Below are 12,413 nucleotides of genomic sequence, written 5' to 3' on the forward strand. Positions count from 1 at the left end.
TCTAAGTTACCTGCTGAAAACTACTTTCAGTAACTGTTGCTGAGCCTTTAGTGCACGCCAATCTTGGTGATAACGGCTCTGGGCAAAACGCTAGGTTCGTGAAAGAATACAAGCCATCGAACAACTGCATTTCACTGGAACAAGCATCGGATACATGCACCAAATCAATGAGTTCTCGGTCCGGTAATTTTAGTTCACTCTCAAAAGCGAAATGACTCTCGTACTTATAGCTTCCGTTCATATCTAGAATATTTCGTTTGGTCGTCACGGTTAACCCGGACTCACTTCGGGAAAATGCATAGCAGATAGCGTCATTTCCAAAAGGATAATATTCAATCTCACTACCGACATGAAGTGACAACGAGAATCTAGTGATACCGACTTGAAAATCACTTGATAGGTGTAACTCATTGCCTTCACTTAATAAAATATTACTTTCAATATCCGAAGATTGTGCATCTAGCCACTGATGAGGGAGCTTGCTAACCAAGCGTAGCCCATCTTCTTGGTTCGTTAACTCTAGTTCTCTCGGAACACTCATCGCTCCTCGCCAGTGGGAGGTAGGAGTACTGTCAGCGTATAGATTATTGCTCATCCAAGAGATAGCGATACGTCGACCATCCGCGACATCAGACCAACTTTGTGCTGCGTAGAAATCACGGCCATGATCCAACCACAGGACAACTTCAGTGGCGTTTACATTCACAAATTGATAGCCATCGAAGGTACCTACAAAATACTGAGTACCAGTTCCGCCAGTAGGTCCGCAATGCTGCACTCCGGCAACCAATACCCAATACGTTTTGTTTTCAAATGTAAGCGGAAATAGATCAGGACATTCAAGAGCACTCTCGTCATGAGCTCCAGATGAGGCACCAAACACACTGGATTTCTTCCAATTTTTCATGTCTGGTGAGCGATAAAAGCCAATATCCTGCCCTTCTGAAACGACCATGACCCAAGCATCTGACTCATCATGGCGAAACACTTTAGGATCTCGAAAATCAAGTAGCCCGGGATTCTCTAATACAAGGCTGTTTTCCTCCTTGCTCCAACTTTTGCCACCGTCACGGCTGACTGCAACATGTTGGCTCTGAATCCAAGGTGAGCCGTCTTTGGGCTGAAAATTTGCGGTATAAAATGCAACAACACCTGGTTGAGTATTCTGCGCATCAAAGAAGCCGCTTGAGTTTTTCCAGTCAACAACAGCACTACCTGAGAAGCAGGCACCAGACCTATCCGGTTTTAAAGCAACTGGCATATGAATCCAATTTATAAAATCTTTAGATACTGCATGTCCCCAGTGCATGGGTCCCCACACTGTGTCAAAAGGGTGATACTGATAAAAGAGATGATATTCATCATTAATACAAACTAGGCCATTGGGGTCATTCAACCAACCGAAAGGCGGTGTAAAGTGGAATTTAGGGCGATAACTATCGCTGGTTAGAGTTCTCATCGAGGTATCCTTAAACCAATAAAAATTGGCCCGCAAAGAAAATTGCGGGCTAAAGCTAGTGGATAAATGAAAGAACGTTGATTATTTGATCATTTGCTTTTTGGCATCTTCAAGAGCAGCGTCTACAGTTTGACGGTCATCAACAATATTAACAATGGCATTCTTAACCGCCCCCCAGAACCCATTCATCTCTGGGATATTTGGCATAATTTCGCCATTAATTGCATTATCCATGGTCGCGGCTATACGCTGATCTTCTTCAAGTTCTTGCTGAAATGACTTCAGAGCAACTGCACCCAAAGCCGAATCGTTGTTAACGGTACGCAAACCTTCGTTGGTTAGTAGGTAGTTTTCCAAAAATTCAATTGCTAGATCCTGATTGGGAGAAGCAGTACTAATACCTGCCGCTAGAACACCTACAAAAGGTTTGGAATCTTGACCATTAAACTTAAGTAACTTCGTTACACCGTAGTTTACCCCTGACTTGTCCATATTTGCCCAAGACCAAGGACCGTTGATCGTCATAGCAACACGACCCTGGTTAAATTCAGCATCTGATACGGAGTAGTCCATATCTGAGGAAATGACCCCTTTACTGACGAAGCTTTTCACCAGTGACATCGCCTCTTTTGTCCCCGTATTCGCTACACCGGCATCCTTAATGTCATACCCTAAGGCAGTTTTTTTAAACGCATAACCACCATTTGCTGCCATCAAAGGCCAGGTGAAATACGGCTCTTTCAGGTTCCACATAATGGCTTTCTTGCCATCCTTTTGCAGTTGCTTATCTAGAGCTTCAATTTCTTCCCAGTTTTTTGGGGGATTAGGGAGTAAGTCTTTGTTGTAGATAAGAGATAACGATTCAATCGCGATTGGATAACCGATAATTTTTCCTTTGTAATCTACCGCATCCCACGCAAAATCAACGATACCGTCTTTGGTGGTTTTTGAAGGTTTTATCTCGACTAGAAGACCAGCTTCAGCGTATCCACCAAATCGGTCATGGGCAAACAACATGATATCAGGGCCATCCCCTAGAGCTGCGGTTTGAGGGAAAATATCCTGCAAAGAGCCAGGATGAGCAACTGTAACCGGAATACCCGTATCTGCCTCAAAGCGTTTAGCGACTTCAGCCATTCCCTTGTAGCCTTTGTCACCGCTCATCCAGATTGTTAACTGCCCCTCTTCAATCGCTGCAAAAGAGTTAATAGGACTGATTGCTGCAAAGGTGCTTAGCGCAATCATGCTCAAGTTTGTCTTCTTCATCATTGGATTCCATTTCACGTATATTATCGGTATGCAAAAAATTCGGTTTTAAGACCACTGTTACTTGTATGTGAAACAGCCAACCGTCATTTCCCGTCCATAATAAGAAATCTACTCACGAGGATGAAATGCATATTTACCAGCACTTCCATAGAAAAATTCTATATCAAACCCAAAATTCGTGATCATTGATAAAGTACTCTTACATAAATGGGAGAAGTTCAATCTAAAAAGCGTGAATCGTTTATCAAAATGTAGGCCTGCTATTACGATGTAGCAGTGTATCCACATGAAGTTATTGCCAACTGTTCCTTGAAGGAAAGTTAAAGCTCGTTCTAAATATGGATTCTTTTCTTTAGGACATACGATTATCCAAAAACATGAATACTCTTCACTGAAACTATTCAGTGATATATCCCTGCATCGGCTAATGTGTAGCCGAAATATTCCCAAAAAACCTCTGTCGCCACTTCATCGCCACTTTGTGTTTTTCGGGCAAAAAAAGAGCCGCAAAAAGCGGCTCTCAATAACTCAATTTTTCCGAAGAGTTGGAAGTTTACTCTTTACCGTAAACGTTGTTCTCTTGCTCTTGTACGCGGATGAAAGTTGTACGCTTAGTTAGCTCTTTAAGCGAGGCTGCACCTACGTATGTACAGGTTGAACGTACGCCACCAAGGACATCTTGAATGGTGTTTTCAACCGGACCGCGGAATGGGATTAATACGGTTTTTCCTTCAGCTGCACGGTAGCCCGCAACACCGCCAGAGTGCTTGTCCATCGCGCTCTTAGAAGACATTCCATAGAACTTCATGTAAGTTTCACCGTTCTTCTCAACGAGCTCACCGCCCGCTTCTTCGTGGCCCGCTAACATACCGCCAAGCATGACGAAGTCTGCACCGCCACCAAACGCTTTTGCCACATCACCCGGACATGTGCAGCCGCCATCACCAATGATGCGACCACCTAGGCCGTGAGCTGCATCAGCACATTCAATGATTGCAGACAGTTGAGGGTAACCAACACCGGTTTTCACACGTGTTGTACATACAGAACCCGGTCCAATCCCTACTTTTACGATATCCGCACCAGCAAGAATCAGTTCTTCAACCATGTCGCCAGTCACTACGTTACCAGCAACAATCACTTTGCTTGGAAATGCTTCACGTACTTTTTGAACGTAATCAACAAGGTGTTCTGAGTAGCCGTTTGCGATGTCAATACAGATGAAAATAATCTCTTCACTCATCGCCATAATGTCTTTCGTTTTTTGGAAGTCATTATCCGATGTGCCCGTTGATACCATCACGTTTCTCAACGTTTGAGCTTCAGCGTTTTGAACAAACTCAGCCCATTGCTCAACACTGTAGTGTTTATGAATAGCTGTCATCACGTTGTGTTTAGCGAGTGCTTCCGCCATTTTAAAGCTGCCTACAGAGTCCATGTTTGCAGCAATAACAGGTACTCCAGACCATTGACGACCACTATGCTTGAAGGTAAACTCGCGGGTTAAATTTACTTGAGAACGGCTTTTTAGGGTTGAACGTTTCGGGCGAAACAGTACATCTTTGAAACCTAACTTAAGTTCTTGTTCGATACGCATTGTGTAATTCCTTGATTAATTCACAGTTTGTGTCTCTTTTGCAGAGTGCGTAGTGAACACGTTGGCAGACGTAGTCACTTTTCGGACACAAAAAAACCGGAGCGTTGGCAGACGCTCCGGTTTTCAGCATTATAGGTTGTGATTTCTTTCCGGCAAGTCTGATATTTGCATTTTTTTTGTGTTACCCTGTCGAAGATTTCATATCCCCTGCCCTGATAATCCTTCTCTTTAGAGTCAAAAATCAACAATAACTTAAATATCAATAGATTAGCATTGAGCGGTCAAATTAACGTCGCTTGGCAAACGATTAGTTATTGGCTTAACAGCAGTACGTCATTCGAATAACGTGAACTAAATCACCTTAACTTGAAAATTCCACACCTTAACTTTCGTTCATTTTTCACTCAATCAACGTCTGATCACAGCTTTTTGCTTACGCTAGAGATAAAAACAATTAGCGGTTCATAACTTGCTTATATTTAAAAGAAACCGAGTTATTAAAACGAACAAGACAGAGTGTCAAAATTCTATAAGACACCAGTGCATCTTCAGATGGCAATGGAGAACAAAGATGAAATATTTAGGACAAACTTGTGTTGGTTTAATCTTTTTGTTTTTGGCTTTACCAACTCTAGCAGCAGAGAGCAGGCATCAGTTTTACGCCGATAGCGGCTTTAACTACATCGATAACAGCAATTCTACAGAAAGTGCTTGGACAACAACCCTTGGTTACAGCTACTTTTTGTCTCCCTTTGTTGGGGTTGATTTCGGCTATACCGATACCATGTCTGATGGTGCGACGTTTTATGACAAAAACGGCGATTCACAACAGGTTAAGTACCGTAGTTTTTTTGCGGGTGCAACGATAGAGCAACCCATCAATAGCTTCACCAGTGTGTATGCAAGAGGTGGTGTTGGGCAAACAAACGTAGAAGAAACGAATACCAGTGTTGTGCCAGAAACCAGTCAAGATCATTCAGGTATTAATCCATACATAGGCATCGGCGCTAAAATTCAGCCTATGTATGTTGAGAAACTAGAACTGAGTGTCGAACTCAAGTATCAAGACTTACAGAACGAATATTCAGCGACTTCGTTTACTCTGGGCGCGAAATTTAGTTTGTAAGCCAAGTTATTGAATGACTGAGTAAATCAATTCACTAAGCTACGTAAATGGCTAAGTAAATCGCTGGCTAACATACCTCGTTCGCCTTTTTCTTTGGCGTTGAGATCCGCCGCTTTGCTGTGAATAATAACACCCAGTTTTGCCGCTTCGAAACAGCTTAAACCTTGAGCGAGAAGTGAGGTAATCACGCCCGTTAACACATCTCCCATACCGCCGCTCGCCATACCCGGATTACCTGCCAAACACACGTATATTTCGTTGCCATCACTGACTAATGTTCCCGCACCTTTCAGTACCACAACACCGCCAAACTTCTTCTGTAACTCTTTTATGGCTTTGAATCGGTCTGCTTCAACAATGGCAATTTCCACACCAAGCAGCCTCGCAGCTTCCGCAGGATGAGGAGTAATAATTCGGTTGGCGTCAAAATTGGGATTCTTCGCGAGAAAGTACAGAGCATCAGCATCAACCACTTTGTTTATTGATAGATCCTGTATTTGACAGAAGAGTCGCTCTGACTTTGAGTCTCTTCCGAGTCCGGGACCAATAGCAACAACGTTGCTCCATTCAATCCGCTGTTGAATTCGCTGCTCATCATCCCAACCCGCGCTCATCACTTCAGGTACTGATACCAAAATCGAGGAAACATTTGAGGAATGAAGCAGTGAAGCTGTTAAACCGCACCCCACTCTGGCGCAAGCTTGAGCGGCTAAAATCATTGCTCCGCCCATCCCTTCATTACCACCGATAAGCAGACCTTTGCCGTACAAACCTTTGTGAGCACACGCTTCTCTTTGAGCCAATATCGATTTGATGGATTTTGGAGAGATTGATCTTAATGTAGGTGTGTTTTGCTGTTCAAAACTTTCTTCGACACCTAATCCCGCAAAATGTAACTGTCCCACGTAGTTACGAGCCTGCCCCGTGACTAGGCCTTGTTTGAGACCAATAAAACTAATGGTGTGATTAGCTTTTACTGCGATGCCAAGAACCGCACCAGTATTGGCACATAGCCCTGAAGGAACGTCTATAGCGACGACGGGAACGTTAGTTGCGTTGATCAATTGAATAAGATCATAGATTCGCTCACGAACCGTGCCGGATAAACCCGTCCCTAATAATCCGTCAATGATGAGATCAACATCATCGGGAATCACGTCATCAAAAGGATAAACTTCACCACCGTGATCCAACCAATGATAATAAGCAGAAAGCGCATCCCCTTTAAGATTTTCAGGATCACCATGCTGCCACACAGTCACATGAACGCCCATCGACTTAGCCAAGCAGGCAACGATGTAACCGTCACCACCGTTATTACCACCGCCACAGCATACAAGCCAATGATGCGTCCCTGGGTATTGAGCGAAGGCGATTGTAAAGGCTGCTTGTCCTGCTCTTTCCATCAAACTGAACATTTCTAATCCCGTTGATTTTGCAGCTAGAACTTCGCCTTGTTTTACTTGTTGGGCTGTGTAAAAAACGCTGGGTATAGGCATAGTAATCCCTCTCTGCTCCCCCAATGCTGAAATCTATCAATTGTGAAACGGTAACTCGCTCAACTCTGGTGTGCTTTTAAAACCACAAGCGCTTCTGCAGTTGTATCTTGAATAGAAAGAAACAGTGAATTTATCGCACCCGTCGGCGTACGCATTGGGTTTAACGTTATGTTTTGATACATAAAATCCGCTTGCTGTGTCACAGGTCGAACATTGCGACATTTAAATAAATACGGACGTTGCTGCCATGTAATGAAGCTTCGGCAACCTAGATCGTAAACAGGTTTAGTTTTAAGACGAAACCACTCTTGCGGAATCTCAGGGAATACCTCGAACAAAGATTTCCCGATCACTTCCTGAGCCATTTTGCCACTATGGTGTGTCATAAAACCATTCCACACCTGAACATTGTAATCACGATCGATCACAATTAATCCCATGTCGACGTTTTGTACCATGTCGACCATCCAATGAAACTGTTCAAATTCTGCTGGAAGAGACAACATTAGAAATCCTCCATCAAGTAGGCAAGTTTGCTGTCGAGCAAAGGCAATGATTCGTCGACAAACATAAATAGCAGGTCGCATCGAATCGAAGTGTCTTCTATCGTATAGCTGACCTCAAACGTCATTGTTTTACTGAACGATCCCGCCGTTGAGCTGATCACGGAATCAATTGTAATGTGCTGACCAAGTAGGACTGGCGAGCTTTGGAAAAAGCGAACTTCCGCCTGTTCTCCTAGCCCATTAAGAAATGAACCCACTAGGATATTGGACACATCCATTAGCAGTTCCAACTCTTCGAGATCTTCACTCTCTGCGGGCACTTTCATCAGCTTTTTCAAATCAGAAACACTGGTATCACTGAGAAGCACTAAAGCTTCACCTGCGATACCCTCACCGCTAAATCCTTGGCATACTCCGGACACGTGCGCATTATCCGCAAGATCGCGAAGTGCCATATGCAGTTCAGTAACTTCAAAGATGTTCACATTCGGTAAAGGCAGACGAACAAACACGTCAAAGTGCCTTGCCAGTGCATCCGCAGCACGACCAATAGCCACGTTGGCTACTTCCATATAAATATCACGCCTGCGAAGCACGGGTAATTCAAGTGAAACCGGAGTGACTATTTTAGGAACCGAGACTGGCTCGACGAGGTTTTTTAGTACGTCTTTAAGAACATTGATATCTATTGGCTTTTGAATAAAGGCTTTCGCCCCCAAAGCCATCACACGTTCTTTCGCTTTAGGCTGAATATCGCCCGACACCACCACGACAGGAGTAGAGATACCTCTACTCTTCATTTCCTCTAACGTACCAAAGCCATCCAGCTCAGGCATTGTCAGGTCAAGGAACATCAGGTTGAATGTTTGCTGTTGCAGGATCTGCAACGCATCTAGCCCATGCTCAGCAAAGGTAATATTTGCATTCAGAGCCGCAGGTAGGGAACGCGCCATCTGCTTTCGAGCAAGAGCTGAATCATCACAGATGAGTACAGGAAACGACATATCATCACCTTCCCTTTAATTTGATAAGACTCTCTAAAGTGTATACCTAAAAATGTGATTAAGGCTAAAAATAGATGACTAGTTATTGATTAATTTAGAGATTACGGCCAAAGAGTAAGCGCAATAATACGTAATAGAACGGAACATACCAGTAGGGCTACGCCTATTCGGTACCATTTATATTCGGAAATCGACATAGGAACGCGCTTATAGAACATAGTGATGATGCCTTTCCAGTCATGGCTGCGTCGGCCGTATTGTGTAATGCTGGTGAGAACAAAGATGATACCTGCGACTAAGATACTTTTTTCAATCCAAAACAGTGCAATATCCATAAAATTTCCTTCATACATCATTTGCAAATAAGTATATAAGGAAAAGCAACGGGACACTTTAGGACTATAGTCGTACAACACGCAGCAAAAAGGGGGCCGACTGGCCCCCTTAGAAAAATCTAATCTGTTATGCAGAATCTAGTGCACTTTTACAAATGCGCCATACGGTTACGAACTTTCTTTGGTAACTCTGTAATGCTTTCTCGGTAGCTAAACCACAAGTAGGTTACAGTAATAGAGAAGAATAAATACGACAGTGCAAACACGAGAGGAGACGTAATAAGTTGCGCTGATAGCCCCCACATGACACCAATAACGGTAACCGTTAACTTAGCTAGCAAACCACAAACCAATAAGAAAACGGCCAGTTCAGGTACACGAGTACTTCTGAAGGCAAACCAATAACAGCTACCTACAGCCAGAGCAGCGACAGACATACCTAAAAGGAAAGAATGAATATGGGCTGCAGAAGCGACACCAGCAGAAAGCGACGTCATTAATATCAATAATAGTTTCATAACATGCCTACCTCTTTAAGTGACAGCAATGAATCCTTTCAATTTTGGAAATTAACTTTTCAGTCATTTTCGCTCATCTTTTATTTATTTCAAGGTTGAAAAATCAACAAAACTTATACTTATTAAACAACCTGTTGGTATGTTAAATATGCGTTAAATTGTCACATTTACTTACAAAGATAAGAGCCAGAATTTGCGAGAAAACGGATTATAAAAGGCTTATTTATTAACATTTGTTTAACCGTAAATATTTTCAAAAAAAAGTATTACAAAATGTAACTAAATAGAGAGATTTTGTATTTACAACTTAATTCAGACAGAAAATGTCAATCGTTCATAAGCCAAATCAATAAAAGACGCACTAAAATTAAAAAACGCTATATTTTTTGTTGGTAACAATCACTAACCTCTCGCCAATTAGACAACGCTCTGATACCTTTACGCCAATTTCATTTCAGCCTTCAAAAACCATGTTGTCTCAACACAGAATTAACAAAATTGTAGAAATTGGCGACACGCTACACCGTAGTGGATGTGCACCGTACAAAGTAGAAAAATACACCCAATATTACGCAAAAAAGCACGGTGTCGATGTAATGATCCAAGCGACACCTACGGCCATCAATTACCAATTTCCTGACGACAACAACGCTGTGGTAATGAAGCGTCATAAACCCGCATCGATTAACCTAAGCCTGTTGGCAAACACCATCATTCGAATCAACCAACCAAGCAGTGAACCTCTGCCAGAGCCTGTTGGTTATTCAAAATGGATTATTGCTCTAGCTAACATGGGCATTCCACCAGCGTATTTAATGCTGGTGGGTAGTACTCTCGAAGCTGTCTCTATATCAGTAGTTTTAGGGCTTGTGGTTTGGTTAAGCCAACTGATCTGTCATTCAAGAAGAGCGATTGCAGCCGAATTTCTTGCCTCAATGCTTACAGGCATATTTGTTGCGTTTTTAGCTAGCACTGGATTACCCATCCCTGTCTGGGCGTTATGTGTCGCTGCAGTGATCTTATTTGTGCCCGGTTTGTCTATTGCTAACTCGCTTGAGTGTTTAGCCTTTAATGACTTAGTTTCCGGCACCAGTTTACTCGGGCAGAGTGCGTTAACTCTGATTAAGCTATTTGTGGGTATTGTAATCGGCCTGAACATTGGTGAAGCCATATGGGGGCAAGCAGTTGCAGCAACCTACAAGAACGAAGTGCCGATGTTGCTGCACATCTTTGGCCTGTTTCTTCTTTCTGTTTCAATCGGTGTTATTTTCAATGCAAGACCAAAAGATATCCTGCTTGGTTTACCCGTTGCAGTATTAGGTATGTGGGGGCCATTTTATCTAGGCTTTGACGCTGGTTGGGTTGTCGGCACTTGGATAACGACTGTGCTGATTACGCTATATGGAACGTGGCTGGCAAAGAAAATGGAGCTAACGGGTTCGATATATATTGTCCAAGGTATCATTATTTTGGTACCGGGAAGTCGCGTGTTGATCAGCGCCAGTCAGTCGGTATTTGAGCAGTCTATATTGCCAATTCCGAGTATAGGTTTGTCGGCGCTGTTTATGTTCTCTGCGATTGTTGCAGGACAAATTACCGCTTACTCAATCTATTCACCGCAAATAGACAGATAACCGCTCTTTAGTTAACTCTGGTAACTAATGAAAGAGCCCTATTCGAAAACAGCAATTAAGCAGCTTTTGAATAGGGCTCTTTACCCTTATGTTTCATTTTGCGATTGAAACTTCCTTTACCTTTTTTCGCTTTCTCTACTCTTTGTCTAAATAATTGACTGGTTACTACCGCTTTTAATGCGTTGTCTTTAATAACACCTCGACCAAATTCAGTATCAACAACTTCGTTTGGTAGAGATTTTTTGATTGATTTACTCATCTCACTCTCCTTTTAAAAGTTATGCGTATTCTGCACTCAATATTGAAAGTGTCAATAAAATCGCCGAATCGATAACAATCAAAAAGTTATTCAACCTCACTTAAATCGCTAAGAAATGGTGTTTAGTGCAAAAAATTGGTTGAAACTTGTTTCACTGATTCGACTGACCTCAAGATCCGATTGACAAGTCAATTCAATTGCCTAGACTCGTCATTAGCTAGAAAGAAGTTCTTTGTATACACATTGTTTCGTTGGATTACTTGTAACTCCCCCGTCGTGTCGTACGCAATAGCAATCTATTTTTCCACGCTATCAGCGCCCTAATCGGCTTTAAAGTAAAAATTTTAGGAAAAGAAATATGTCTACACCTGTTACTGGTACCGTTAAATGGTTCAACGAAACAAAAGGTTTTGGTTTCATCAAGCAAGAAAACGGTCCTGACGTTTTCGCTCACTTCAGTGCAATTCAAAGCGAAGGCTTCCGCACTCTAGCTGAAGGCCAAAAAGTTGAGTTCGTTGTAACTCAAGGTCAAAAAGGCCCACAAGCTGAAAGCATTAAAGTTATCTAATTTTATTGCTACATACTTGTTTAATAGCCAGCGTAATGCTGGCTATTTAGTTTTTACGAGAAAAACTCCTCATGGCCCTTAAACCAACTATCTATAAGTTTCGAATTGCCTTAACTGATTTAAATCGTGACTACTACGACTCACTGAACTTAACCGTTGCTTTACACCCTTCCGAAACCAATGAACGCATGATGGCTAGAATCATGGCATTTTGTTTAAATGCGCATCCTGATTTGCAGTTCACTAAGGGCATATCAACAACCGCTGAACCTGATATCTGGCAACAAAATCTAGAAGGTCGTTCAGAAGTGTGGATTGAGCTAGGCGAGCCAGACGTAGACCGAGTAAAAAAAGCCACGCGCGTTGCAGATGTGGTGAAAGTTTACACTTATCAAGTACGTTCTGACATTTGGTGGAATCAACACAAAGGTAAATTCGGCTACCTTCCTGTTGAAGTGGTACGCTTCGATCCAGAAGCCATCAATCTTATCTCTGCATCACCAGCAAGAACGGTCGATCTTTCCGTGATGATTACAGGGCAATCTCTATTCGTTGAAGGCGATATGGGAAGTCATGAAATCGCCTTTGAAGTTTTACAAAACCTTCCTGAGTAATTCTGCCCTAAAATAGAAAAAGGTC

General features: G+C 42.6%; 13 protein-coding genes. 4 read left to right on the forward strand and 9 right to left on the reverse strand.

Annotated features, from left to right (window positions below):
- Position 1 precedes the first annotated feature (1 nt).
- From L3V23_RS05820 to L3V23_RS05830, 3 genes are all read right to left on the reverse strand, one after another.
- The gene (locus L3V23_RS05820) at positions 2-1,459 is read right to left on the reverse strand and encodes a glycoside hydrolase family 32 protein (RefSeq protein WP_102965824.1); all 1,458 of its coding nucleotides are present in this window, start codon (positions 1,457-1,459) and stop codon (positions 2-4) included.
- An 81-nt stretch (positions 1,460-1,540) separates the two neighbouring features.
- Entirely contained in the window at positions 1,541-2,725 is a 1,185-nt protein-coding gene (malE, locus tag L3V23_RS05825; protein WP_102965823.1) for a maltose/maltodextrin ABC transporter substrate-binding protein MalE, read from the reverse strand.
- Positions 2,726-3,281: 556 nt separating this feature from the next.
- Positions 3,282-4,325 (reverse strand): GMP reductase, encoded by a 1,044-nt coding sequence (locus L3V23_RS05830; RefSeq protein WP_102965822.1) that lies wholly within the window; start codon positions 4,323-4,325, stop codon positions 3,282-3,284.
- Positions 4,326-4,896: 571 nt separating this feature from the next.
- On the opposite strand from L3V23_RS05830, the gene L3V23_RS05835 reads away from it, so the two are divergent.
- Positions 4,897-5,451 (forward strand): outer membrane beta-barrel protein, encoded by a 555-nt coding sequence (locus L3V23_RS05835; RefSeq protein WP_042481111.1) that lies wholly within the window; start codon positions 4,897-4,899, stop codon positions 5,449-5,451.
- Between the two features lie 26 nt (positions 5,452-5,477).
- On the opposite strand, the gene L3V23_RS05840 is transcribed toward L3V23_RS05835, so the two are convergent.
- From L3V23_RS05840 to L3V23_RS05860, 5 genes are all read right to left on the reverse strand, one after another.
- Complete coding sequence (locus L3V23_RS05840; RefSeq protein WP_102965821.1) at positions 5,478-6,950, reverse strand: NAD(P)H-hydrate dehydratase; 1,473 nt, start codon at positions 6,948-6,950, stop codon at positions 5,478-5,480.
- A gap of 59 nt (positions 6,951-7,009) precedes the next feature.
- Positions 7,010-7,456: a PAS domain-containing protein gene (locus L3V23_RS05845; protein WP_042481116.1), complete on the reverse strand. Its 447-nt coding sequence runs from the start codon at positions 7,454-7,456 to the stop codon at positions 7,010-7,012.
- On the reverse strand, positions 7,456-8,460 hold the full coding sequence (locus L3V23_RS05850) for a response regulator (protein WP_042481119.1): 1,005 nt from the start codon (positions 8,458-8,460) through the stop codon (positions 7,456-7,458). The genes L3V23_RS05845 and L3V23_RS05850 overlap by 1 nt, the downstream gene beginning before the upstream one ends.
- 101 nt (positions 8,461-8,561) lie before the next feature.
- Positions 8,562-8,795 (reverse strand): hypothetical protein, encoded by a 234-nt coding sequence (locus L3V23_RS05855; RefSeq protein ID WP_042481122.1) that lies wholly within the window; start codon positions 8,793-8,795, stop codon positions 8,562-8,564.
- Positions 8,796-8,944: 149 nt separating this feature from the next.
- Positions 8,945-9,313, reverse strand: a complete 369-nt coding sequence (locus tag L3V23_RS05860) for a hypothetical protein (protein WP_042481125.1) — start codon at positions 9,311-9,313, stop codon at positions 8,945-8,947.
- A gap of 470 nt (positions 9,314-9,783) precedes the next feature.
- Here L3V23_RS05860 and L3V23_RS05865 point away from each other — a divergent pair, with 470 nt between their 5' ends.
- Positions 9,784-10,947 (forward strand): threonine/serine exporter family protein, encoded by a 1,164-nt coding sequence (locus L3V23_RS05865; RefSeq protein WP_042481583.1) that lies wholly within the window; start codon positions 9,784-9,786, stop codon positions 10,945-10,947.
- Positions 10,948-11,002: 55 nt separating this feature from the next.
- Here L3V23_RS05865 and L3V23_RS05870 read toward each other — a convergent pair whose 3' ends face one another.
- Entirely contained in the window at positions 11,003-11,206 is a 204-nt protein-coding gene (locus L3V23_RS05870) for a ribosome alternative rescue factor ArfA (protein WP_042481127.1), read from the reverse strand.
- 358 nt (positions 11,207-11,564) lie between these two features.
- On the opposite strand from L3V23_RS05870, the gene L3V23_RS05875 reads away from it, so the two are divergent.
- Both L3V23_RS05875 and L3V23_RS05880 read left to right on the forward strand, forming a co-directional pair.
- Positions 11,565-11,774: a cold-shock protein gene (locus L3V23_RS05875; protein ID WP_042481129.1), complete on the forward strand. Its 210-nt coding sequence runs from the start codon at positions 11,565-11,567 to the stop codon at positions 11,772-11,774.
- A 71-nt stretch (positions 11,775-11,845) separates the two neighbouring features.
- Positions 11,846-12,388: a YaeQ family protein gene (locus L3V23_RS05880; protein ID WP_102965820.1), complete on the forward strand. Its 543-nt coding sequence runs from the start codon at positions 11,846-11,848 to the stop codon at positions 12,386-12,388.
- The last annotated feature ends 25 nt before the right edge of the window (positions 12,389-12,413 follow it).

It is taken from the genome of Vibrio sp. A1-b2, from assembly GCF_021726015.1.
GTDB lineage: Bacteria > Pseudomonadota > Gammaproteobacteria > Enterobacterales > Vibrionaceae > Vibrio > Vibrio diazotrophicus.

What these genes read in the sequence shown, in the direction of transcription:
- L3V23_RS05820 (WP_102965824.1), bottom strand. Translation starts at nt 1,459, where the DNA reads ATGAGAACTCTAACCAGCGATAGTTATCGCCCTAAATTCCACTTTACA.
- malE (WP_102965823.1), bottom strand. Translation starts at nt 2,725, where the DNA reads ATGAAGAAGACAAACTTGAGCATGATTGCGCTAAGCACCTTTGCAGCA.
- L3V23_RS05830 (WP_102965822.1), bottom strand. Translation starts at nt 4,325, where the DNA reads ATGCGTATCGAACAAGAACTTAAGTTAGGTTTCAAAGATGTACTGTTT.
- L3V23_RS05835 (WP_042481111.1), top strand. Translation starts at nt 4,897, where the DNA reads ATGAAATATTTAGGACAAACTTGTGTTGGTTTAATCTTTTTGTTTTTG.
- L3V23_RS05840 (WP_102965821.1), bottom strand. Translation starts at nt 6,950, where the DNA reads ATGCCTATACCCAGCGTTTTTTACACAGCCCAACAAGTAAAACAAGGC.
- L3V23_RS05845 (WP_042481116.1), bottom strand. Translation starts at nt 7,456, where the DNA reads ATGTTGTCTCTTCCAGCAGAATTTGAACAGTTTCATTGGATGGTCGAC.
- L3V23_RS05850 (WP_042481119.1), bottom strand. Translation starts at nt 8,460, where the DNA reads ATGTCGTTTCCTGTACTCATCTGTGATGATTCAGCTCTTGCTCGAAAG.
- L3V23_RS05855 (WP_042481122.1), bottom strand. Translation starts at nt 8,795, where the DNA reads ATGGATATTGCACTGTTTTGGATTGAAAAAAGTATCTTAGTCGCAGGT.
- L3V23_RS05860 (WP_042481125.1), bottom strand. Translation starts at nt 9,313, where the DNA reads ATGAAACTATTATTGATATTAATGACGTCGCTTTCTGCTGGTGTCGCT.
- L3V23_RS05865 (WP_042481583.1), top strand. Translation starts at nt 9,784, where the DNA reads ATGTTGTCTCAACACAGAATTAACAAAATTGTAGAAATTGGCGACACG.
- L3V23_RS05870 (WP_042481127.1), bottom strand. Translation starts at nt 11,206, where the DNA reads ATGAGTAAATCAATCAAAAAATCTCTACCAAACGAAGTTGTTGATACT.
- L3V23_RS05875 (WP_042481129.1), top strand. Translation starts at nt 11,565, where the DNA reads ATGTCTACACCTGTTACTGGTACCGTTAAATGGTTCAACGAAACAAAA.
- L3V23_RS05880 (WP_102965820.1), top strand. Translation starts at nt 11,846, where the DNA reads ATGGCCCTTAAACCAACTATCTATAAGTTTCGAATTGCCTTAACTGAT.